The sequence below is a fragment of the Chitinophaga silvatica genome (assembly GCF_003419895.1).
In the GTDB taxonomy this organism is placed as follows: domain Bacteria; phylum Bacteroidota; class Bacteroidia; order Chitinophagales; family Chitinophagaceae; genus Chitinophaga; species Chitinophaga silvatica.
In genome coordinates, this window is sequence record NZ_QPMM01000013.1 from 34,122 (window position 1) to 58,415 (window position 24,294).

The window sequence follows — 24,294 nt, forward strand, 5'->3', positions numbered from 1 at the left end:
AATTACCCCTTCTGCTGTAATGCACTTCTATATGAAATACCCCATTTCGCTATTGCATCAATAATAGGTTCCAGCGTTTTAGCAAATTCAATGACCTCATATTCCACAGTAACCGGTTTAGTATTACAAACTGTCCTGTTATTTAGATTGTGATGTGGCCGATTTTTTAAAAGAATAAGGCATGTAGTTGGATTTCCAAAGGATTTTTCAAAAAATTATTACCTTTATGTTGATAGGGATAAAAGTAATTCCCGCGAAAATAAACTGACAGCTATTTGACAGCTAAATCATACAATTAATTGATTATAAATGTTATACAGTGCCTGTTCTGGGCACGTAAATGAGGCCATCTCATTATTTATGAGACAGCCTCTATTTTCTCTTCTACTAGAGTAAAATTTTCCCGCTTCTTCCCATTATTTGCGACACCCAACTGACACCATCAAATTTTTAAACACACACTTAAATAAATTTCCACTTACTATTTTAAATGTCTGGCCATCAGCTGCTTATCAGGTATTTAATTTTATAGGAAGATTTCCCCTGATATTCATCCCACTTAATAAATTGATAACATACCTGCGCTATTCCTGTTACCGAAACTATTATACATTTGTTTTACTATCAACTTATGAAATCGCCAGCAACACACGATTTATTTAAGGATATTTATCTGAAGTACTGGGATACGCTTTTCGGGATCGCCAATAAAAAGATAGGTTACACGCAGGATGCAATGGACATCGTCCAGGATACCTTCACCTATGTATGGCAGCAATTTCCGTCGTTACAACTCGAAACGGAAAAAGCAAAACCTTTCCTGATAACCTGCCTCTATTACCGGATATTCAATCATTTGCGTGCGAGAGGCGTGAATGAGAAACACCTGTTGCATTTTCAGGCCTATCTTGAAAGTGAGCAAAGCATTGAATCATATTACAGTACAGCTGAAATAGAAGAAGAGTTGGAAGCCGTCAACATTGCCATCATGGCTGAGTTGGACCGTATGCCCGAACGAATGAAACATATATTTATCCTCAGTCGCTATGAAAATAAATCCATAGAAGAAATAGCGATGCTCTATGATATTGCCCCCAAAACCGTCAGGAACCAACTCAGCGATGCTATGCGCCGCCTGAAGGAGTTTGCTGATTCTTATCCCGCAACAGCCCTGCTGCCACTTATCCTACTCTTCCTGGAAGACTAATTGAAATTTGGTAACAATTCGTTAACCTGCCCCACCCGGGATTTTTTTCGCTCCCCGATCTAACTATATGTATGGAGCCAAATCAGCATCAGTTAAACTTATTACTTGAACGCATTTACAGCGGTACAGCAAACGAACAGGAAAAGGAAATTATCCGTAACTGGATCATCTCCATGGATATACATGATACCAGCGTTACTGCCGAAACACTACAGGTAGCAAAACTGGAAATGTTAGACCGTATACTCACTACAAATACTGTTGTAACGACGCCGACTCTACGTAGTAATGGTTTCCGGAAAGTACTCCGTACGTGGAAAGCCGCTGCAGCGGTGCTGGTGCTGGCAATCGCATCCTGGTTCCTGCTCAATAAAAATAAACCTTCCAAAGATCCGGTGTATACCACCATCGCTGCCACCCAAAGAAATATCAAGCACATCGAGCTGCCTGATGGATCACAGGTATGGCTAAACGCCGGGTCCAGGCTGGAATATATACAGGACCAGTTTAATAAAGATAAGCGCTGCGTAAAACTGACGGGGGAAGGGTTTTTCTCCATTACCCCAGATGAGGCCAGACCTTTTATCGTATCATCAGACCATATAGAAACACAGGTATTAGGCACCACCTTTAACATAGAAACCTATCCCGGTGAAACGGAAATCCGTATTGCACTGGTACAGGGCTCGGTGGCAGTGAAAGATACGCATACCAACAGCTATACCGTTCTGCATCCTAATGAAATGCTTCGCTATTCAAGAGTGAGCGGACAAACAGGTGTAGTAGGCTTTTCAAACAAAGTGGGTGACTGGGTAAACGGACATATGATTTTCGAGGAACTGCCACTGGGAGATGTACTGGATCGTATTGCCTATCGGTTCGGTATTTCTATACAATATGACAAAGCACTGGTCATGAATAAAAGAGTAACTGGAAATATTAATCCGGATAAATGGCAGACAGTACTGGATGATATTCTATTTATACATAAACTCAGGTACACTACCCAAAACGGCATTGTATATATAAGCAAGCGGTAATTACATCCCTTATTTAACAAACTAAAAAAATGAACCATAAGATTAACAGGAAACTGGTGCAACACCGGTTCCTAAAGGCTATGCTATTGAGCTTACTTTTCCTGCAGCTGGGAATGGCAGCGCGGGCACAGCTTGGCAGCCTTCATCAGAAGGTGGACGTCAGGCTGGATAACTCCAGTGCGCTGGCGATTATCACCATTCTCAGCAAACAATCAGGATGCTCCTTTTTCTATACCGCTTCTGAGCTGAATGTTATAAAAGTACCCGCCTTTCGGACAAACGGCACGCTTGGCGCCGCATTACAACAACTGAAAGCACAGGCGCCGCTCGACTTTAAGGTCAATGGAAATAATATATCCGTTCAGGTTACTACCGTGGCTCAACCTACGAAAACAGATTCGCTAAAAAGACATCTTTTCAAAGGAAAAATTACGGATGCAAAAAGCGGTAAGCCGGTAGCGCTGGCAGAGGTATATGCACAGGAAAACCACGTTAGCACAACCACCAATTTTAATGGCGAATTCGAATTGCAGCTATCCACGACACATGACCTGTTCATCTTTACCAAAGCAGGCTATACCAGCCAGGTAATTAACGGCAACGTACAAACGTTTAATGCAGTTTCCATGGTGCCTGACAACAGAACACTATTGGGTGTGACTGTTGCTTCCAGAAAACACATGAATAACGAAGCTGCCGTACTGGATGAAAGAAAGAATGCGGCCATTATATCTGATGGTATTTCTGCAGAGAACATCGAGAAAACCGCCAGTATCACCACCGCACAGGCTTTACAGCGGGTATCGGGCGTAACGATAACGGATGATAAGTATGTGGCGGTGCGCGGCCTCGGAGACCGTAGCGTGATCGGGGAGTTGAACGGCATACGCCTGGCCTCTTCAGACCCTGACAGAAGCACCATCCCCCTGGACCTCGTTCCGGCAAACCTGCTCGATAATATCGTAGTATTCAAAACAATGACACCTGATAAACCTGCTGATGCTTCCGGCGGTATCGTGGAATTGAAAACTCTGTCTATCCCCACCAGGAAAACACTGGCCATCACTGCTGAAGCTGGTACCAACTCCAATATCGGTCCGGGTGGAAAAGTAAATAGCTTTTATAACAGTGAAATGGGTTTTTTAGGAGGGAAGATCAGATCGCATGACCTACAGCAAAATTATCTGAACCTGGATAAGCAATACCCTGGTGGACTATCACAGATACAGCAACTGGCGTCGGCAGCAAAAAATGATCCCTCGCTTTTGTCTGAAATAGACAGGATCAACGGCATCATGCATCATTTTGATCCCGTGCTGACCACCCGATATAAAAAAGCTCCTCTGAACGGCATTTACAATGTTACTTTCGGTAACGCCTACCAGCTGTTTAAACATCATCAGCTTGGATTGATCCTCAGTGGGAGCTACTACAGCCGCTCTACTGATGTTAATGACGGACAGCTGAATCAATACAGCATTTACCAGGGTGTAATGACAGGTAACCCTGCTATTGATGAGTCCAGGAATATACCTGCCTACATCACACCGAATACACCTAATCTGGGAAAGTATGTCGGATATAAAGAAAATACAGGCACGCAAACATTGAACTATGGTCTGCTGGGTGGACTCGCATACCGCTTCAACCCCAACAATGAAATCAGCTTTCAATATATGGGCAACTGGGGAGGTGAAACGCAGGCTACCAGTCTTACCGGTCAGTATGCTTATGTAACAGGCCTCACAGGGCCGGTTTATAGCAATATATATTCACTGAAACAAACCTATCGCACCTTTCGCACCTATAACCTGCAAGGTGAACATAAACTCAGTGATGGGAAATACACACCACGCCTGAGCTATAATGCTGCCTCATCAAAGGCTACACAGGATGATCCAGACTACCGGTTTGTTAACCTGGCAGATTACCGCCCCGCCGGCGGAGGTTACGTATCGGTGCCTACTCCAGACGGGTCTGGCTACCACTATCAGGGTGTCACAGATTACTATGCACTGGTATCTGGTTATGTAAATGGCTTCGGTCCATACGGTAAGATACAGGCCGATCCTAACGGACGCCGATTCCGCAATATGACAGAAACCAACTATAACTATAAAGCTGATGTAACCTTTCCTTTCAGGATTCATGGACTAGACCAGGCCTTCAAAACAGGTGTGAATTATCTCTACCGCGAAAGGGATTTTACAGAGAATGTATTATCGCTGCCCGGCTCCAACTTCAGTACACTTAAGCAATATCCGTTGTATCAGGTATACGGGAACCTCGACAGGCTGGTAGGATATGATCAGATAGGTGTACATCTGCCAACAGCTACTTCTCCGGAAGGCATACCGCTAACAAACGGGTTTCTATATAACATCAGAAAATCTCCCAATAACTATATCGGTTTCTATGAAACTAGCGCCTTCTATGGGATGCTGGACCTGCATCTGCAAAAGAATCTTCGTTTAGCTGGTGGCGTACGACTGGAAAAAACAAATATCCAGAGCAAAATCGATACGGCAGGGATATATATAGACCCATCGCTTTCCGATGGCGGTATCAATTTGTTAAATACTAACCCGGTATCTAAATACGTCACAGATTATAAGCCTTACTATTCGGCCAACCTCACCTGGACGCTCCAGGAATCCATGAACCTGCGACTGGCTTATGGTACATCACTGGCTCGCCCTGAAATCAGAGAAATGACCAACGTATTCGAGTTTGATCCGTTTCAGCAGGCTTTGGTAGTGGGGAATCCTAAGTTAGTGAATCAGCAGGCCAGCAGTTACGATTTCAGGTGGGAATGGTTCCCGCATAAAGGTGAAGTACTGGCAGCATCTTTCTTTACCAAAGAAATATATAATCAGTTAGAAAAAGTATTTATACAGAATTCGGACGGTGTGAACGCCAAATTTCCGGAATTCCCTACAGTGGCCTATCAGAACAACCCCAATGCCGGGCATGTATGGGGAGTAGAACTGGAAGTGGTAAAAGACCTGGGGCTACTCTGGAAACCACTGCAAAACTTCTTTATTGGCTCCAACCTGATGGTAGCTTCAAGCAGTGTGCGTAAAAATAAAGAGCGCCTAAATGCCGCCAGGATCATCGATCGCCAGTCGCCGGAAAGCAGTCCGCTATTTGAGCAAGCTCCTTATTCTATTAACGGTTTTCTGAATTATAACAATAAAAAATCAGGTACTGATATCACGTCCACTTTCAATATGGTAGGAGAGCGGCTTATACAGGTAAATATGGACGGATCACCGGATCTCTACAGCAGACCTATGCCGGTGCTGGACTTCGTTTTTAGCCAGCAGCTGGCTAAAAGACTGGTGTTTAAAGGCTATGCTAAAAATATCCTCAATAGTCCATATGAAGAAGTATACAGCAATCCGCAAACGAACGGAAAATACTATGGTACCAGGTATTTAAGAAGGAGCTATAAGCGTGGAACTGAATTTATGCTTGGACTAACTTATAACCTGTACTAAAAAAGTGAAAATGAGTATGACAACTACAAAATATATTTTTCATGCTGTAATGGCTGGTATGCTGTTGCTGGGAGTGTCCTGCGATAAGAATAAGATGGATGTTAGGCCGGGCAATGAACCCAACTATAGTAACATGGCTAAATCCACGGTCAGGCTGATTACGTTCAATAAAACAGACCTTATCGTAAACAACACACGTGTTACTAACTGGTACGTACCAACGGCAACAAATCCGGTAGATCTGCCTTACCCTACGCCTTATTTTCCGGTAAGTGGGAAGTTTAATGGAAGCTGGTACCTGCCCCAACAATTCCTGGACAGCAAAGGGCAGGCAACGATACAATCCGTTACTATGCCCAATTTTATCACCGATTCCTTCCAGGTACAGGAAGATTATTACAAGCCTACAGACTATTACCTGGCTACGAGTGCGGTGGCGCACATGGGTGGGATTTACACTGTTTCTGCCGTGCCTCGCTCTACCGCCATACCAGCAGACCCCAGGCATATACGTATTCGCCTGGTAAATATAGGAATGGCTGCTGGCAATGGCGGCGGTACTTTGTCGCTGGCGTATGCAAACGGAACGCCGGTAAATGCTGCCACTTCCGGAATAGCCAATCATCGTTGGTCCGACTATATTGAAATTCCTTATGGTACCTACCAGTTTAAAGTGCTGATAGATGGTTCAGGACTGCAAATTCCCGGCAGGCCCGCACTGCTGACCGATGCTGCAACGCAGGAAAATTTCTCACTGGGAGGCACACAGGTCTATTATTCGGCGGTACAAACTTTTCAGCCCGGTGGTGTATATACGATCGTAGTAGCACAGATGCCGGGTGTTTATCAATATAGGGAGTACCCGTTGTACCCTAACTGTTTCGACGTTATCACTGACGTAGATCCTGCTGCCAATATTACCTATGGCCGATTGCAGCTGGTGAATGCTTTTGATGAATCAGAAAAGGGCCTCTCAATACTGCTAGATGATACTCAGGTGCCATCTGTTACATATGGTAACGCCGGCGACTATACGATATTGGTAGCAGGCACGCATCATATCAAAGCTACTGATGCCGCTGGAAAAACTATTATAGAAAAGGATGTTACCATCAGAGGAGGAGATAACCTCACCCTATGGGCATTTCCGAATAAAGATAATAGTATAGGCATGACTGTTATACCAAATAATATGGGTGGAATACGTAACACAGGTACTAATGCCGATGGTGGTGATGGTGCCAATAATAGTTATGATCCATTGAAATACAAGGTACTGGTACAAACACGCTTCCTCAATTTTTGTCCTGACCTGCCTTATGTCACCTTCACCAACCCCAATGGCAGGCTGTTTACAGAAGGATTGTTTTCTGCCGCTCCGGCAGCACAGCAACTCCAACCAGGGTTAGCGCCTTCTCCTGTTGCGGTGCCTTACCCTTATATCGATCTGGGCGTGGTGACCGGAGGTGCTGTGGAGGCGTATCAATCGCAGCCGGGTGTATTGCCGGGCAACAGGTTGATAAATGTACCTGCGCTTACAAAAATGGATTTTGTGAAGATGCCTGCCATGTATTTCCTAAATGGTAATGCCGGCGCGGAATCCGGTGTGTATACTGTGGCTCTTATAGGCAGAAACAGTAGCAGCCAGCATCCGAGGATGATAGTAGTAAAACATAACCAGTAAAAAGAAAGCGACCATGATGCATTTTAAAAATACTATGTCGTATAGCCGTAAGCATTGGTACAGCCTGTTGGCATACTTTTGCTTGCTGCTGACAGTGGCGGGTTGCCGTAAAACAGAGTATAACATTATTCCTGATACGGCTTACCTACGTGTATTCAATAGTTTAAACTATGATGTAAACGTTACTACAAAAGACCAGCCGCCGCCTTTTGTAACGATGATTATCGACCCCGAGTTCAGCACTTCAGGAGTGATAACAGGAGGAAAGATCGTAGGCGACCGTCTCGATCAGCGTAGTACCTATGCAGGGCCATATCCCGCTAACGCCGGTAATACTTCTTTCCGTAATACCGAATATCCGGGTTCAGAAAAAGTATTGGTAGGCCCTATCATCAATGGCATCAATCTTTCCAGCTGGGCGCAGGTGCCATCAGGGAAGCACAGGGTACTGTTTTATAGTCGCCCTATCAGTGCCATGAACTTTTTTGACCTGCAGGAAAGAGAGCGTCAAAGTCTGCTTGTAGATAGCACAGTAGATTTTATACCTGGTGAGATATATACCATGCAAATATTGCAGAAGACCGTTTCGCAGCAATATCCGCTGCCGGTAACCTTATACCTTCGTCAGGAGCAGTTTACAAAAATGCCTTTTGCTGATACTCTTTTGTATGCTAATTTTTACAACCTCAGTGCAGAGGGATATGCAGCCGCCAATCCCGGTTCCAGAACTCTTATCTCCTATTACAATGCCAATAATAAATGCACTGCCTTTGGAGATACGATGAATCTCTATTATTCTCTTTATAAAGATGATTGTCCATATCCTTATGTGGAGGGATCAACTATAGGTGCTAATGTTATCCCGGGTTTCAATAATATTTGGTTAGGAACAGTGATACGGTCTCATAATGCCGGTGTGATGCCGTACTATGCGGTGCCTATGTTTGCTGCGCCGGATACTACACATGGTATTCTCAGCAGGCAATGGGAATCCTTCATATTGATGAAGCCGGGGTTATTTCCTATTCCGGGAGTGCTGCCCGTTGGTGCAACAACAGGTATGGCCACTGCATCACCTAAATACGGTGCCATCGGCTGCAGCAACGGCAGCGATGACGGAAAAGGTACTACTTCCGTCGCAGCAAGGAAAAGCATTCCGAAGGTTTCCAACAGGGATTACCTGGTGAGCTGCTGGTTGCCTAACCTTATCCGCTATACGGCCTCAGGTACCTATGCCCAGCGTTCCTTTGCTACGATCAGTACCATAGAGATCATCAATAACCAGGTGTATATGATGAGTGTTCAACGCACATACGCTCCACCTGCTAAATAATATCGTCCGGTGCATTGTTAATGGTTGCATATTTCAATTAAATACTAATGAAGAAACTTAAATATTGTAGTTGGTTATTGACGGCCGTGCTAATGGTTGTTTCTTGCAAAAAGCCTGACTTTGAGGCCGAACAACAGGCAATGGCAGCAGGTACAATTACCGACTACCTGAAAAATAATTTCGACTTTTCCCTGTTTGTAGCAGCTGTAAATAAAGCAGGCCTCAGTGATAGTCTGGATAAGGCCAGCAGCGCTTTTACCGTGATGGCGCCCACCAATAGCGCCCTCAATAAAGATGGCATATTAAACGCCGCAGATTTTGACAAGTGGCCGGCAGACAGCCTTCAGTATTTTGTGAGAACGCATATACTGCCGGCAAGGGTATTTTATACTGATATTCCTTTGTCGTCAGATAACAGGTATACTAACCTGAATGGAGTACGGCTATATGTTTCCCGTTCAAATGCCTTCAATGCAAATTTAGCTGTCAACGGGGTGAGTGTACAGTCTCAACCCTCACTGAGTACCTCTGTGGCGGCCACTTTCGGCGCCTCTTTGCTGAATGGTGTTGTTTATCCTTTACCGACCACCTTGAAGGTTTTACCGGTTACAGTACAGCAATTTCTTACCGCAAGACCCACCTTGTCGCACCTGGTAGCCGGATTAAAAAAATTTGGTTACTGGGATCAGTTGGGAGCTGATGGCCCCTATACCGTTTATGCCCCGATGGACTCCAGCTTTGAGCGCCGTGGGATCACATTGGACAGTATCAACCGTATGGACCTGAACATTTATGATCCGGTTGTATTTGGTGGGTATTTCCTGAAGCCCAACCACCTTTTTGTATTAGATATACTACAGTTGCCACCGCCTTCAGGAATTAACTTCCTGGCATTTCAGCTGCCGGCAATAAATTATAAACTGGTGATGGGGCAGCAGCCTTTTGGCCTGGGTGTAGGGGTGGCAACCGCCGCTTCAACACAGACATCAACCCTCGTGCCTGTAGGTCCATACTGGAACCAGCCCTATGGCAACCAGGGAACACCATTCCTTGGGGAAGTACAGACCGGTCTGTCGCTGGTAAACCTGAAAGGCGCCTATATTAATTATACCTGCTCAAATGGTGTGGTACATCTCCTGTCAGATATACTTGTAATGCCCGATAAAGTAGTTAAGTAAGACGATTATGTTATTACACAAGCATCTCTTTATGAAAACAAATAACAACTTTTTTATACTAAGTTTTTGCCTGCTACTGGTTTTTATCAGTGCCTGCACGAAAACAGAAGAACCTCCTAAACCAATAGGAGATAAGTTACCTTATAACAGCAATGTTACCAGAAGTTTATCGCAGCTGATAGATAGCATTCCTGAAACTTCCGTTTTCAGTATTGCCCTCAAACGCACCACTATATTACGTTATATGGATAGTCTGGCCGGAAAGAATCCTGCTGCACCCTATACGATGTTTGTGCCTACCAACAAAGCCTTACAAGATGCAGGATTTACATCGGATAATATCGGAACGGTACCAGTAGCAATATTGGATACGCTGATCCGCTACCTGACAATATCTGGCGGTATTCCTGCAAATACCAGTAATCTCACTGGCGAAACAAACTACTATCCGTTAATGTACCCCGATAGAACGATCACTCGTAGTCAGGTACCATCACCTTTCCTTTTATGGACGAATATGTACTACTACTATCGACTGGTGCTGGGGATGACAGACGGAGTGCTCCGGCTGAACGGAAAGACTGTTTGCAAAACGCCAGGTATTCCTGCCACTAACGGTACCGTATATATGCTGGACAGTCTGGTGAAAAAGCCTTTTTATGAAAGCTATCAGGTACTGAGTCATGATACCAGCTTTACCTTTTACATGGCCGCATTGGAGAAAAACAATGCAATGTATAATGCAAAGGGGATCATCGGTCAAATGAATGATACTTCGGCATTAGTGCTGGCAGTGGGAACGAATACCCCTGGTAAAGAGCCTTTTACCATAGTGTTTGCACCGGATAATAGTGCTTTCAGAAAAGCAGGTTTTAATTCTATTGAAGATATTAATAGTTATATAGATAAGTCTGCACTGGCATCAGCACCCAACTATACACAGATGCGTACAAACATGGATTCTATCCTTGTCAACCATCAGCTGATTAGCAATTATAATGCACTGAATCCTGCACTCACTTATCTCTATAGTATTGATTTACGATTGAATATGTTTGGTGTGAATTTAACGAATGCCCCTTCCCCGGGAGCTGTGACAGTGCAAAATATTAATGGGCAGGTGGTATTGCATCGTCAGGATTATCCGCAGGGCCGCGGTGCGGCCATCATATCGCCGTCTGATATTACTACACTAACTGGCGTGATACATCGTGTTGATAATCTTTTATTGCCTACTCCATAAACGAATTATGATGGAACTTAAGAAAATTATTACGCGGCTGATTATGGGTGTGATGCCGTTTACGGCCTGTACCAAAGATAAAGTACAGCCTGAAAACATATATGCTAAAACAGGTATTGCGGCGGTGGTGAACAGTAATTTTAGTTTGTCGCTTTGCAAATATGCACTGCTAACCACACACTACAATGATACTTTGAGTAAGCCAGGGCCCTATACTTTATTGGGTCCGTCCAATGATGCATTCACGGCTGCTGGCTGGCCGTCCGGTGCTGCAATCATTCGTGCTTCAGATTCTTTACAGGCAATGATGCCTTACCATTTTATACGTGCAGCTATTAAGATGGATTCTTTGCCACTAGCCTTCAATCAGCCGCTGATGGCGGGGAACGGTCAGCCATTGTATGTAACACATTGGGTGAATAGTCGCGATACGGCGGTTGTTGTAAATGGTGTCAGAGTTAGTACACTGGATAAGCCTGCGGCCAATGGCCTTGTAAATATTACGGATGGCATACTGAACCCCATCGTTTATAACGATGTGCAGCAGGCAGTTTCTGGAGATCCTTCGTTGTCTATGTTCAACGCTGCCATCATTAAAAGCGGCCTTGCTCCAGACTATAATAACGGTGGCCCCTATACGGTATTTGCTCCGGTGAACACCGCCTTCAATGCTATTGGCATTATGACGGTAGATAGTATCTACAAAATGGATGCAGCAACACTGCAAAAAATCGTGAAAGCACATATTGCCACAGGAAGGAATTTTATTTATGATTATATTCTGAAAGCAGATGTAACCACTAATACTTACCAGGAGCATATGCTTAGTGGTGCTATTTCTACTATTACGCTCGTGGCAGATCCTGTGCGCCAGGGCCGCTTTTCCGGTATCATCCTGCAAACCGCTTCAAGCGCAAATGTAAGCATCTCCAGAAAAAATATACTGGCAGGTAATGGTGTAGTACACAGCATTTCCGGGCTTTTAAATCAATAAACGATTATTATGTTTTCACTGATACATAAAAGATTAAACGCGCTATTAATTACGCTGGTCGTTTTACTAGGTAGCCAGACTATCGCCACTGCACAGCAAACGGATGGGAGTCTTATTGGTAAGGTGACTGACAGCACAGGCCTTGCGCTGGTTGCTGCTACCGTGATCGCAAAACACCAGCCTTCAGGTACGGTGTACAGCACGCTTACGGATAAGCTGGGAAGTTTTTATTTACCCGGACTTCGTATAGGCGGCCCGTATATCATTACCGTTACTATGGTAGGCAGAAAAACCATTCATCAGGAACAGATAACTGTTCACCTGGGAGAACCACAGCAGCTGAACTTCTTCTTAACAGAAGAACAGAAACAACTGAACGAGGTAGTGATAGCCTCTGCCAATACGAAAAACAAAGCGAATACCTTTGGCGCCGGACAAAACATCACGCGTTCGCAGATTAGTAGTCTGCCCAGTGTCAGCCGAAGTTTGCAGGACATGACCCGGCTGGTGCCACAGAGCTCAAAGGATAACGCATTCGCAGGTACGAATTTCAGGTACAACAACATCACTATCGATGGTGCGGTAAATAATGATGCGATAGGTTTCAGTCCTTCCGCAGGTGGCATTACCGGTACTTCCGGTGCTCCGGGGTCCAGTACCCGCACCAATACCATTTCAATGGACGCCATAGAAGATATGCAGGTATATCTGGCGCCTTTCGATGTGAAGATCGGTAACTTCACAGGTGGAAGTATTAATGCGGTAACACGTAGTGGTACTAATGCTGTGACCGGCTCTGCTTATGTTTTTGGCCGCAATGCAGCCATTACCGGGAATGATAAAATAGGTTCCTTAGGGAAGATGAACAGCGATTTTTATGATTATCAGGCAGGCGTACGACTTGGATTCCCAATCATAAAAAATAAATTGTTCTTCTTTACCAATGAAGAAATCACCCGCAGACAAGACCCTGTGCAGCTCATGGCAGGACAAACGGAAACATCACAGATACTCAGTGCGAAGGATGCCAGCGATATCCGTGACTATACGCTGAACCATTACGGCAATATCTTTGATCCCGGTACAGCTGGAGCCTATAGCAGCTATTCAAGGTCGGAGAAATATTTTAATCGCCTCGACTGGAATATCAATGCGAATAATCAGCTGGCTATACGAAATAATACTGTCCTTTCCCGTGCCGTGAATATGGACCGCGACCAGATGGACTTCCGATTTAGCTCCATGGCCTACAAGCAAACCAATAATACCAGTGCTACCGTTGCTGAACTCAAATCTTCCTTAAAAGGAAATTTCTCCAACAGCCTGATCGTCGGGTATACGGCTATTCACGACTATCGTGATCCTTTGTCGGACCCGGCTTTACCGCAGATTCAGATCATGGGACGCACACCGGGAACCACCATTTACCTGGGCACCGATAGGGAAGCGGCTATCTTCAATATGAAACAGCGTACCTGGGAAATCACAGATAATCTTACCTGGCACCGAGGTAAGCATACCATGCTGTTGGGTACACATAATGAACTGTATCATGTGAGCTATGGTTTTGTAAATTCATGGAATGGCAGGGTAGATTATTTAACCATTGATGATTATCTGAATAATAATCCTTACCGGGTAAGGGGGAGCTATAACTACAACAATAACTCCAGGGATTATATTCTGGCACATCCCGAAGCGGTATTTGATGTAAATATGCTCAGTGCATACTTTCAGGATGAGATCAGGGTCACGGACAGGTTTCGTATTACACCGGGTTTACGTGCAGACTATTCCTTCCTGCCACATACGCAGCCGCTAAGTGATGCCGTGAAAACAGCTTATACCGATTCGTACTTTGGGAATAGCTACAACTATACGCCATTGAACCAGATCAGCAATCAGTATCTGGACAAGGTGCAGTTATCGCCAAGGATAGGTTTCAGATATGAGATGACGAAAGATGGACAACTGGTGCTGCGCGGCGGTGCTGGCTTATTCACGGGCCGTATCCCGCTGGCCTGGCTGGGCTATGCTTTCTACAATACGGGCATCAACTATGGCGCATATGATCAGAAAGCCGATCAGCAGCCATTTGCACCAGGAACAGATCCTGTGAAGCCCGGAAAAAATGGTATCGCTGATTTTATTGCTGCCAATGGAACAGATGTTAGCAGCGCCAAAGCCGGCAAAACGCAGGTGGATGTAATAGATAATCATTTCATGATGCCGAAAGTAATGAGGGTAAATCTGGCTCTGGATTATACGTCGGCGAGTGGTTATAAATTCGGGATTGAAGGGTTGTATACCAAAACGATCCATGACGTTTATTTTCAGCAGGTAAATATAAAGGACAACCCACGTTACTACGGCTTTGATTCTTCGCATCAGTTCCCGGTATATAACGGCAGTGTGGATCCTCGCTTCTCCAATGCATATGAATTAAGCAATACAAATCTTGGATACCGCTACTCACTGACAGGTACGGTGAGTCGCCGCTTTAACGGTGGCTTCAACACCTCCGTTGCCTATACCTATGGAGGCTCCAAAGATGCATTCAATGGTATCCGTAACTCCATGGAAAGCAACTGGCAGCTGAATCAGGCACTGAGCCCCAATAACGCAGGATTGGCATGGTCTAATTTTGATATTCGTCATCGTATCCTCGTAAACGTTGGCTATCAGCGTGCCTGGAACGAGCGCTGGACAAGCCGTATCAATCTCCTGGTAAGTGCGCAGTCTGGCAGTCCATTTACTTATGGTATCGTCAACAACAGTATGCAGGGATTACCGCAGCAGGTGAGTGTGGCCTATATTCCAAGAGAAAGTGAGGCAATACGTTTCTTTCAGGATTACACAACTGCCACCGGCGCTGTAGTTACTGCCGCTCAACAAGCCGCAGACTTCAATGCCTATATCGACGGGAACAAATACCTGAGCGGTCGCCGTGGTGCTTTTACAGAGCGCAATTCAGGCCGTACGCCTTGGAATACTACCGCAGATCTGCATTTCGCACAGGAGTTTTATTTCTCAAAGAGCAAGTTCATCACGCTTACCATTGATATCATGAACCTGACCAACCTCGTCAACAGCAGCTGGGGCAGGGTGTATTTCTCACCAAATACCTTTAACTCTACTGCCAGCGTAGGCCTGGTACCTACCTTATTCCCTGTAAAACAGAATGAAGGTAATTACCCTGTATATACTTTTATTAATCCGGGTAATCCTTATGCTATCGACTACCTGAACTCCAGAGTACAGGGGCAGTTAGGAGTACGTTATTCGTTCTAGAAAATAGATATCCGGGATTTCCCCCAACAAAACGGGGCGCTGGTAGCCTTCCATTTTGTTGGGGAAAATCCCATCGGGTTATATGATGGAGTAGATCTCAAAAGAGGAGGGAAATCTTTTTTATTTATCCTTCTTAAAGAAATAAAACTTTCCATAGTTGTTAAAAAGAACGAAGGCCAGGCCCATCTAATAAAGATTTTAACTTAAAAAACTACGCGCCAAAGATTTTCTTCCCCCGGTTGCAGTACGGGATTTTGCTGTAAGAAAAAAGGAATTTCCCTATGTAATACGGCGCCAATGGGAGGTTTTAACTATTGGAGAGGCAGTAAAAAGATCAAAAAAAGAACGCGAATTTCACTGGAATTCCGATATCCCATAAATTAATCCTGTAATACCCAATTTATTAACCTACCTTTATAAAGGTTACATTTGGCTACTTCTGATTTAGTTTGGGTTTATTTTTCTTTCTAAATCCTTTCTTTTCAGTAAGATGCATATTTAATAAAAATTATATTTGTGAATATTTTTGTAGGTAATATAGGTGACAGAACAACCGAAGATGAAATATGGTCTTTATTTGACCCATTTGGAGTTGTATATAGTATTAATGTGGCTTATGATAAGTACAGTGGCCGTTCTAAAGGCTTTGCATTCGTTGAAATGCCAGACGATTCCAATGCAGTACAGGCAATTAAGGAATTGAATAATTCAGTAGTTGCTGGTCAGACAATTGTAGTGTATGAGGCTCGTCCAAAGCCCGAAAGACCAGAAAATAATCGTTTCTCCAGATCCGGCCCAAGGCCTGGATTTAGACCCAGATACTAATAGTTTGATGTTTTAAAACGTCGATTACCTTTATTTGGTAAGAGAGCAGAAGAGCAAAGCAACAGAATACGTTAAGTAGTTTGTTGCTTTGCTTTTGCTATTCCAGGTACCGTAGCTACAACAAGTTGAATTTCCCACTTTATTTTCTAATTATACCATTAATAGTATGGTAACAAGAACTGTCAACAGGGATAGCAGCTCAATTATTTCTTCGAATGGCTACAAACCCCCAAAGCGGAAAATAAATTGAAATATGAGTTTACTTAGTAGTAAGTAGCGAGGACGGTTTTTTAGACAAAATTTACAGTGATGTTATACTGACAGTTCCTGTAGGATCATTCTCCATCCAGCAATCCATATAATCACTATTAGCCACTGCACTTTTCGAAATATTTACTATAGTTGTTCCTACATTAACTACATATGTGGTACTACTGAAATTGTATATTGCCCAAATAGTAGTTCCTGGAGTAGACTCAACACACAAGTTATTCGCGTCATACCCAATTAGGACATGAACTGCGGTAGGATCTTTTGGAAAACAAAATTCCGTATTACAATTAGTAGCAGCTGTTCCATCAAAGATATGAGAACTGCCATCTATATGATACATTTGAATGGATGACATTTTATTTAGTGCATGAATTACAGAATTGGCTGATAAATCTGTAATTCTAATTACATTCTTATTATTAATTTTTTTAAATTCTACGACCAGGTCATTGTTGTAAAATGTGGAATCTTTTGAGAAATCAAAAGATGTCTTTTTATTTGTCTTGTTATCAATTATGTAGAGAGGAGCCTCTTTACTCTTATTTAGATTGCTTTTCTTTGTGCAGCCAAATAGTACTGCAGTAATAACGATTGTAAGTCTTAATGATGTTCTCATGTGATTAACAGTTTTTGATTATAAGTAAAATGGATATCCTAAAGTAGTACAACCGTCCACTCACCAAGCTGGATTTTAATACAAGACCCCAAAGCTTAAAACTTTATCAAACGCTATTTCGGACATAGGGCTGAAGAAAAAATGAAGCGGTTATTTAGAAAAGGAGGTAAGCTCCTCCTGATTTAGTGCTATTCAGTTTAGAGGTTAAACTATTTTTGGTTGTTTATTCATTTCTTTCTACGTAAAGCCTACTGGCAGTACTTTCCCAATCGTTTATAGGATTTTGTTATTTTAATTAATGCATGAACCACTCCAGAACTACAGACAGGCAGTGGAAAATGTTGGCATTTAGTAACACCATTAATGCAGTAATGCGATGTTAATCAATTGCAAGTGATTTGCTGATAGAATCAACTATTATATTGAATATACGGAATTTTGTAACATCATATAACACATCGCTCATATAGACAATCCTCCTTAATTGATATATTTTTTCGGAGTCGATAACCACATTGCCAAAAACAATCCTGTATAATAATTATTCAAACTAGTCCCTACATTTTGCTACATCTCAATAATTTAAAATGATATGAATTAGTTAAAAATGCTATATTTATCGCATTAATATAAATAAACTTATCCTGTCCATGAAATGCCGAATACTCCTATGCTGCTTATTTTTTTCTTTTGCAGTGAGTACCCAACCTAAAACCATATACGAAAAGTTTGGATGGACAAAAAAAGGGGGTAGGACAACAGCTGCAAATAATCTGATAATGATGTCTTCAGGAGTGGTAGCAGCGCCAGGTCCATCTACTCCTAATAATATTAGTATTAAAACAGTGATGGAAGAAAGCGATAAGCTATTTCAGACCTCTTCCCGCTTTGAGGCCGATTATAATTTTTCGGTGAAACCAGTATTGAAGTTGGGAAATGGCAATAGAAAAGGTCGGTTTTATTATAAAATAAATACTTCGCTCTATGCTTGTTAATATGTATGCTTTAAGAAATTGGTATGTATATATAATAAATTTTGTATTTCTTATACCTATGAATTCATGAAAATTATTTTCGTATGGGTAGCTGCGTTAACCCTCATCATACTCAGCAGCCATCAGCTTTCGGCACAGGTGTTCTATTTAAAGAAAAAGGCAGATCAGGCGGATGTAAAAGAGATTCTTAGCTCCCAATTGGAATTAGTGAACCTGATTCTGCCAGAGGGTAAACAACGCGCTACTGCTTCCTACCAAACTATCAACGATAGTACATCAGAAGGAATATTAACAATACCTGGATTATTTCCTCTGAATACAGGAAAGTTAATTGATGCTGTCATGCATTTAGTAGCAGTGAATAACAAACTGAAATACACTTATACGGTGTATAACAGCACCAATATAGCAGAAATCACAAACAGTGAAGAATTCAGCTCCTGGAAGCTGCACCCGGTAGGCGAAATCTATTGCGATAGCTATTATAATTACTATTCTCGCCTATATAAAAATTCGGCAGGTAAGGTAGTTATGGAATATCATCCTATGGAAGTGGCAAAGCTCCCCATTTCTTTACAACAGCGTGTTAAAGATTCTGTAACCGTATTACTTAAACAATTGGCTGAAGAAGAAGAGATGCAACTAAAAGCAGGTCTCCAGAATTCTGTGCATGTAGCAAAAGACTTCCATGATGGGCTTGCTGCTATTGGTATAGCCGGGGCCGGAACCGATAAAGATGGTAAATCTGTCACTTTATATGCATATATCGATACTGCAGGTATTCTGGTTGAGGAAGAACCATATTATTTGATGGCTTCCGATTTTCAGGAGCATTATGCCCTGGTGATTGATCCGGATACTAAGCTGTGGGAATTTATTCCTGATGAAAATAGAGGATCTATTGAAGGTACCTTCCAACATGCTTACCTATTTAACCAGGGCCGTGCCCTTGTTTATCGAAATACCGGATTTGGATTTATTGACACCCTTGGTACAGAAATTACAAAGTTGAAATATTTTGATGCCCGTTCCTTTTCTGAAGGCATGGCTGCCGTGAAAAATGAAAATAAATGGGGATTTATTGATTTAAACGGAAAAGAGGCTTTGATACTGCAATTTGACAAGGTGCATGATTTCAAAGGGGGATATGCTTTAGTGGGAAAAGAAGGAGATAATCGATTTAAAAGCTATTATATCCGCAAAGATGGTCAGGTGGCTTATGAGTTTAGTTCAAATGAAAGAGCAATTCCTGCAACTTTAGATGAGTTAAGAAATAACTCGCTTTTGCCTGGCGATTTTTATAATGATATGGCCATTATAGAACGGGATGGCAAACAGATTTATATAAATATTACCGGTAAAGAAGTAATTCGTGTCAAATCCCGTGGTTGTAAATTGAAACTTCGCCATTTTGTAAATGGATATGCCAGGATAGAAGCATGTGGCAAATGGGGGATGATAGATCGGAATGGAAATTGGGTTATAGCTGCTGAATATGATGCGATTGGCGATATGTTTAATGACCGTGTTGCTGTTATGCGTAATGGCAATTGGGGATTTGCAGATAAAACAGGCCAAATAATAATTAACCCAGGTATCACAGACCGCCCTGGCGCCATACAGAAGCAAGCTTCGTACGATTACGTATCTAATTTCTCAGAAGGACTTGCTGTTGTAAGAGTGAACGAAAATTATGGATATATAGATACCAATGGACAATGGTTTATTAAACCTACACTGAAAAATGCCCGCCCATTTAAAAATGGTTTTGCCTGCGTTATTTTTCCTGAAGGAGAAAAAGAATGGCAGTATATACGTCGTGATGGCACACAAATTCCAATTTATCTTCCTGATCCAAGTATCGAATTCTAATGAAGACAATCAATATAAAATCTCTACTCTGTATTCTTTCAATCTCGTTGGCAACGATAAGTTCCAAGGCTCAAATTTTCAATACCTATCCCAATTTGGGTGATGACATACAGACAGTAAAAAATATTGTGGAAGAGAATGCATATCTCCAGAATTTAAACATTCAAATCAACGGATTAAAGCAATCAAAGTATACTGTAAATTATACCACAAAGGCCAATGGAATTATTGATATTACCATGCGGTACCAGGATTTTTGGTATGGGTTTGATACACGTTTCTATGATGTTTGTACACATTATATTGTTAAAAACGGAAAATACGAATACATAGAAGAACAATTCCCGGGAATTCCTCAGGAACAGTTAGAAAAAAGTGTAAGAAGAATGGGTTTCCAGCAACTTATTGGAAGCTTGTATTTTTCAGAAACCTATGAACATTATTATAAAATTTATACTGAGAAAGACACTGCTACCTGGGAATATCATACTACCGATTTAAATAAATTGCCGGAAAATATTCGGTCAACAGTCGAGAAAGGTTTAATTGCTGGTGGTACCAAAGCAGTTATTGGAAGCAGGGATATATTACGCGCAACGAATACAGATGATTTTATACTTAAACCTGCTCACTACCTGTTTATAGAAGCAGAGGAATTTAGTGAAGGACTAGCAGTGGTTGGAGCAGATGAATATGGAGAAGCGGAACTTAAAAACTTTGGTGAACGAATCATGTTTGGGTACATTAATAAAACCGGAGAGTTTCAAATTTTACCTGTTTATGCAAGTGCTCAACCCTTTAAAGATGGTTTTGCGATAGTGCAGTCGAGCTATGGTTCCAGCCCTTATTTCATTAATAGAAAAGGTGAAAATCAATTCAAACAATACTTTAGGGAAGCACGCAATTTCTCAGAAGGAGTTGCGGTTGTAGGGGGCAACGACGGACTTTATGGTTGTATTGATAAAACAGGTAAACTTATTACAGAGTATCGTTATGAGATAATTGGTGACTTTAAAAACGGCCATGCACGTGTGAAAAGAGGAGGGAAGTGGGGGTTCATAAATGCTAGAGGAACAGAAGTAATTTTACCTCAGTTCGCCGAAGTAAGAGATTTTCATGAAGGTTTTGTATTTGTAGAGAAACATGCTGATGGTAAGGAGTTTTATCAATACATCAATAGTTCATACAATATTGCATTTGAATTACCCCGGGAAGCTATTTCACAACGTGACGTTTATTATTTGAAAAGTAACGAATATTATGATTTCCATAATGGTGTCATCAAGATTGTATATTATGATCCTCGCAAATATTTTGGTACCCGTGAAATCCACTATATAGATACAACAGGACGAACACTAAATACCGGCAAGGGTAGTATGGCATATTTTGGAGAAGATGCTTTATTTGTTGAGAAAGCCTATCAGGGTCCTTATTCCGGGGTGAAAGATATTAAAGGTCGTTGGCAGATAAAACCGCAATTCGAGATTATTGGCAACTTTAGCGAAGGTCTGGCCAAGGTGCAGTTAAATAATAATTGGGGGTATATCAATAAGAACGGCGATGTAGTGATTAATAAAGATATCTTAAAGCCCAAAGGTACTGTACTTAGTACATATCCTTTAAAATCTGCTGAAGATTTCTCCGAAGGTTTAGCATTGGTTAAATATCAGGACTACTTTGGATATATGAATCACGATGGAACCTGGGTAATTGAGCCTACCTTCTACAAAGCTACTTCATTTAAAGATGGGGTAGCCCGTGTAAAAATCCCTGGTAGAATCGAATGGTGTTATATCGATAAAACTGGCAGGATTATTAGACCTGACAGAAGATAAAACTGGCAGAACTATAATTTGTATCCCTTCAAATCCTTCTTATAAGGTTTCTTAAAATCGTTAAGCATATCGATTATATAGCTTACATTTTTATTCTCAAATAAATGTATAATCCAAACGCCAATTTTCAGGAATCCCCTGTTTTTAATTAGACTACCACCCAACTCCGCGATTTCACTATCACGTTTGGTAATGAAATCTTCGTAAGCGTCAGCTGTTTTCAATGCCAGTTCTTCTGCAAAGCACCAGGAACCATCCCTTGCGTTGCCAAGGCTGAACTGTACCAGCATTGAATTGGATTTGGTACCTCTGAAACCAAGTATAGAAAGAAATGGAGATAGTAGATTTAGCTGATTAATGACTCCGTATGTCAAGGATGCAAGTATTAGGTTGATATTATTATAATCGGTTCTTAAACTATTTAGATCACCATTTGAAACTTCGCAGGTTGCAATGCCCAGGTCGAGATTGATATGTGCATTCATTCCCAGCAATAAGTGCTGTAAAATTAAACAGGAGCGCTTCTTAGAAGCATTAAATGCAACCTGCCAGGACTCGGTGACAGGCTTACCCTGCTTCCATTGATCATACGCATAGAAATAGCGGTTTGCAAACTGAACGTCAAGCCTGGCAATATTTTTTCCATCACCAAACTGACCAGCGGCTATACCTTCCTTTACCTTTAGCGTTACTTTGTAATACAGGGCGGCGAAATAACCACTACGGTCTTTATTTTTGATGGCCATGCTGATGATACCTTCCAGTTTTGACAAAACATCATCTAAAGTTTGTGCTACTATTGGGGTGGCAGACATTGTATTTGTTTTTTGGGTTGATGTAGGTATTATGAATTTTGTGGCTTCCTGTATATCAGACCACTAATTTAAATTCCTTCAAAGGAAAAGGAAATTCAAATTACAAGATAACAGAAAAAAATTATAATAGACACCAAAACGCAGAAGCCTGTTACAGAATTATTCTGCAACAGGCTTCTGCGTTTAGTACAAATATTATTAGAATCTATGTAAATAGCCAAATAGTCCATGTGCTTCATCAAATGGACCGGCAGTGAAGTATATTTTATTAGGAGCATTTGGGATGTTGCTTTCAATAGCCCAAATGCCTCTAATTGTTATTGGAGTATTACCATTCTTTAATTGTCCGAGGTAGTCACCGTTCCTATTGTAAGCGTTGATTCTGCCATCGCCAAAATTGCTGATGAGAATTACACTACGGTTATTATCGAAACCAGAACAACCAGGTGTGATGCCCCATGGAGAATTAAGTGTTCCCTGGGTAGCAAATCTTCTTATGAAGGAGCCATCAGGGCGGTAAACATCTACAAATCCATTACCATGGCCTGCCAGATCATCATGTTTATCGGGTTTTTGTTTAGCATAGGTAACATATAATTGACCTTCTATGTTTCTGATGTTAAAGGGAGCAAAGCCTGCAGGAATATTAGGATCGGTAAATGCTCTGCCGGTTACATAATGGAAAGCAGAGTCAAATACATCAATTGCGCCACTGCGGAAATTGGTAGCATAAATATAATCGTTCCCGTTATCTCTCGCAATGGCAAGTCCTTTGTATACTGCGCTGGTAGATGATCTGTCTGCCTGGATAACTCCCATTGTACCGGATGTCCAGGAAACAATTGTACCATCTTCAGTAGCAAAAATAAACTTGGTGCCACGGAAACTGGAAGTACTGTTATATACTACGCCTGTGGGAGCGCCTGGTACATTTGGGGTCGGAGATGGTATACTAACCGGCGGTAATAAAGTGTTACCACTATTGTTGTAAATAACGCTTTTACCAGCATTGTTGGATGAGATCCAGAAGGCGCCGGTAGGGCCAATTGCAATGCCCCAGGCGTTCACAAGGTTGGGATCAATGATAGTTCCCGTAAAACTATTTGTATCTGAAACCAAATTGGTTTGCTGATACCTATTGGCTAAGCACTCACATTCGTCACATCTTCTGTCATGATCTGAATTGTGGCAGCTGCTGGAGATTAATAGAAAGAAGGATAACACAATCGGTAATCCGGGCGCTACCATGCTTTTAATGGGTTGGGTAAGCATTTTCTTAAACAATGTTTTCATTTTTTGAGTTTTTGGAAGTCCATGAAAATTCATCAATGCATTGTTTCATCTTCCAGTTTCCACTAGAAATTGTTTATACCTATACGTATCAGGAGTGCCTTGTACAGAGCTTGGGGTTATTACCAGTCTTTCACTTCATCATAATGCAGAATATCGTAACCGTTAGGGGTAATTGTTTCAAAAGGGTAACAAACACAGGGATTTTCGAAAATCCGTGATGTTAATAATTAAGGATTTACCGGACAAAAAGTTGACTTAAGAAGAAAAAAAATATTGAGATATCAACAATAACATTTC

At 42.0% G+C, this 24,294-nt stretch carries 17 protein-coding genes; 13 read left to right on the plus strand and 4 right to left on the minus strand.

Annotation, left to right across the window (positions count from 1 at the left end; translation table 11 throughout):
* Window positions 1-2: 2 nt before the first annotated feature.
* On the minus strand, window positions 3-176 hold the full coding sequence (locus DVR12_RS22615) for a winged helix-turn-helix transcriptional regulator (protein ID WP_116978086.1): 174 nt from the start codon (window positions 174-176) through the stop codon (window positions 3-5).
* Window positions 177-631: 455 nt separating this feature from the next.
* Between DVR12_RS22615 and DVR12_RS22620 the strand changes: the two genes are divergently transcribed.
* The 10 genes from DVR12_RS22620 to DVR12_RS22665 all read left to right on the plus strand — a co-directional run bounded on the left by DVR12_RS22620 (window position 632) and on the right by DVR12_RS22665 (window position 16,295).
* Window positions 632-1,207, plus strand: coding sequence for a sigma-70 family RNA polymerase sigma factor (locus tag DVR12_RS22620; RefSeq protein ID WP_116978087.1), 576 nt, complete (start codon window positions 632-634; stop codon window positions 1,205-1,207).
* 71 nt (window positions 1,208-1,278) lie between these two features.
* Complete coding sequence (locus DVR12_RS22625) at window positions 1,279-2,247, plus strand: FecR family protein (RefSeq protein ID WP_116978088.1); 969 nt, start codon at window positions 1,279-1,281, stop codon at window positions 2,245-2,247.
* 29 nt (window positions 2,248-2,276) lie between these two features.
* Window positions 2,277-5,747, plus strand: a complete 3,471-nt coding sequence (locus tag DVR12_RS22630; RefSeq protein ID WP_116978089.1) for a TonB-dependent receptor domain-containing protein — start codon at window positions 2,277-2,279, stop codon at window positions 5,745-5,747.
* Between the two features lie 16 nt (window positions 5,748-5,763).
* The gene (locus DVR12_RS22635) at window positions 5,764-7,431 is read left to right on the plus strand and encodes a DUF4397 domain-containing protein (protein WP_147323523.1); all 1,668 of its coding nucleotides are present in this window, start codon (window positions 5,764-5,766) and stop codon (window positions 7,429-7,431) included.
* A gap of 13 nt (window positions 7,432-7,444) precedes the next feature.
* Window positions 7,445-8,764, plus strand: a complete 1,320-nt coding sequence (locus tag DVR12_RS22640) for a hypothetical protein (protein ID WP_116978091.1) — start codon at window positions 7,445-7,447, stop codon at window positions 8,762-8,764.
* A gap of 47 nt (window positions 8,765-8,811) precedes the next feature.
* On the plus strand, window positions 8,812-9,942 hold the full coding sequence (locus tag DVR12_RS22645; protein ID WP_116978092.1) for a fasciclin domain-containing protein: 1,131 nt from the start codon (window positions 8,812-8,814) through the stop codon (window positions 9,940-9,942).
* A gap of 31 nt (window positions 9,943-9,973) precedes the next feature.
* Entirely contained in the window at window positions 9,974-11,185 is a 1,212-nt protein-coding gene (locus DVR12_RS22650) for a hypothetical protein (protein ID WP_116978093.1), read from the plus strand.
* A gap of 10 nt (window positions 11,186-11,195) precedes the next feature.
* Window positions 11,196-12,179 (plus strand): fasciclin domain-containing protein, encoded by a 984-nt coding sequence (locus tag DVR12_RS22655; RefSeq protein ID WP_158563344.1) that lies wholly within the window; start codon window positions 11,196-11,198, stop codon window positions 12,177-12,179.
* A gap of 9 nt (window positions 12,180-12,188) precedes the next feature.
* Entirely contained in the window at window positions 12,189-15,470 is a 3,282-nt protein-coding gene (locus tag DVR12_RS22660; RefSeq protein WP_116978095.1) for a TonB-dependent receptor, read from the plus strand.
* Between the two features lie 516 nt (window positions 15,471-15,986).
* On the plus strand, window positions 15,987-16,295 hold the full coding sequence (locus DVR12_RS22665; RefSeq protein WP_089837228.1) for an RNA recognition motif domain-containing protein: 309 nt from the start codon (window positions 15,987-15,989) through the stop codon (window positions 16,293-16,295).
* 301 nt (window positions 16,296-16,596) lie between these two features.
* On the opposite strand, the gene DVR12_RS22670 is transcribed toward DVR12_RS22665, so the two are convergent.
* A complete protein-coding gene (locus DVR12_RS22670) occupies window positions 16,597-17,184 on the minus strand; it encodes a hypothetical protein (RefSeq protein WP_116978096.1) in 588 nt (195 codons plus the stop codon).
* 650 nt (window positions 17,185-17,834) lie between these two features.
* On the opposite strand from DVR12_RS22670, the gene DVR12_RS27510 reads away from it, so the two are divergent.
* From DVR12_RS27510 to DVR12_RS22685, 3 genes are all read left to right on the plus strand, one after another.
* Window positions 17,835-18,179, plus strand: a complete 345-nt coding sequence (locus DVR12_RS27510; RefSeq protein WP_147323524.1) for a hypothetical protein — start codon at window positions 17,835-17,837, stop codon at window positions 18,177-18,179.
* Between the two features lie 66 nt (window positions 18,180-18,245).
* Window positions 18,246-20,051, plus strand: coding sequence for a WG repeat-containing protein (locus DVR12_RS22680; protein ID WP_116978098.1), 1,806 nt, complete (start codon window positions 18,246-18,248; stop codon window positions 20,049-20,051).
* A 95-nt stretch (window positions 20,052-20,146) separates the two neighbouring features.
* A complete protein-coding gene (locus DVR12_RS22685) occupies window positions 20,147-21,889 on the plus strand; it encodes a WG repeat-containing protein (RefSeq protein WP_158563345.1) in 1,743 nt (580 codons plus the stop codon).
* An 11-nt stretch (window positions 21,890-21,900) separates the two neighbouring features.
* On the opposite strand, the gene DVR12_RS22690 is transcribed toward DVR12_RS22685, so the two are convergent.
* On the minus strand, window positions 21,901-22,704 hold the full coding sequence (locus tag DVR12_RS22690; RefSeq protein WP_116978100.1) for a DUF5995 family protein: 804 nt from the start codon (window positions 22,702-22,704) through the stop codon (window positions 21,901-21,903).
* Between the two features lie 198 nt (window positions 22,705-22,902).
* Window positions 22,903-23,997 (minus strand): TIGR03118 family protein, encoded by a 1,095-nt coding sequence (locus DVR12_RS22695; RefSeq protein WP_158563346.1) that lies wholly within the window; start codon window positions 23,995-23,997, stop codon window positions 22,903-22,905.
* Window positions 23,998-24,294: the final 297 nt, after the last annotated feature.

Bases quoted from the DNA above. Each gene is read 5' to 3' on its own strand.
- DVR12_RS22620 (WP_116978087.1), top strand. From the start codon at position 632: ATGAAATCGCCAGCAACACACGATTTATTTAAGGATATTTATCTGAAG.
- DVR12_RS22625 (WP_116978088.1), top strand. From the start codon at position 1,279: ATGGAGCCAAATCAGCATCAGTTAAACTTATTACTTGAACGCATTTAC.
- DVR12_RS22630 (WP_116978089.1), top strand. From the start codon at position 2,277: ATGAACCATAAGATTAACAGGAAACTGGTGCAACACCGGTTCCTAAAG.
- DVR12_RS22635 (WP_147323523.1), top strand. From the start codon at position 5,764: ATGACAACTACAAAATATATTTTTCATGCTGTAATGGCTGGTATGCTG.
- DVR12_RS22640 (WP_116978091.1), top strand. From the start codon at position 7,445: ATGATGCATTTTAAAAATACTATGTCGTATAGCCGTAAGCATTGGTAC.
- DVR12_RS22645 (WP_116978092.1), top strand. From the start codon at position 8,812: ATGAAGAAACTTAAATATTGTAGTTGGTTATTGACGGCCGTGCTAATG.
- DVR12_RS22650 (WP_116978093.1), top strand. From the start codon at position 9,974: ATGAAAACAAATAACAACTTTTTTATACTAAGTTTTTGCCTGCTACTG.
- DVR12_RS22655 (WP_158563344.1), top strand. From the start codon at position 11,196: ATGGAACTTAAGAAAATTATTACGCGGCTGATTATGGGTGTGATGCCG.
- DVR12_RS22660 (WP_116978095.1), top strand. From the start codon at position 12,189: ATGTTTTCACTGATACATAAAAGATTAAACGCGCTATTAATTACGCTG.
- DVR12_RS22670 (WP_116978096.1), bottom strand. From the start codon at position 17,184: ATGAGAACATCATTAAGACTTACAATCGTTATTACTGCAGTACTATTT.
- DVR12_RS27510 (WP_147323524.1), top strand. From the start codon at position 17,835: ATGAAATGCCGAATACTCCTATGCTGCTTATTTTTTTCTTTTGCAGTG.
- DVR12_RS22680 (WP_116978098.1), top strand. From the start codon at position 18,246: ATGAAAATTATTTTCGTATGGGTAGCTGCGTTAACCCTCATCATACTC.
- DVR12_RS22690 (WP_116978100.1), bottom strand. From the start codon at position 22,704: ATGTCTGCCACCCCAATAGTAGCACAAACTTTAGATGATGTTTTGTCA.
- DVR12_RS22695 (WP_158563346.1), bottom strand. From the start codon at position 23,997: ATGAAAACATTGTTTAAGAAAATGCTTACCCAACCCATTAAAAGCATG.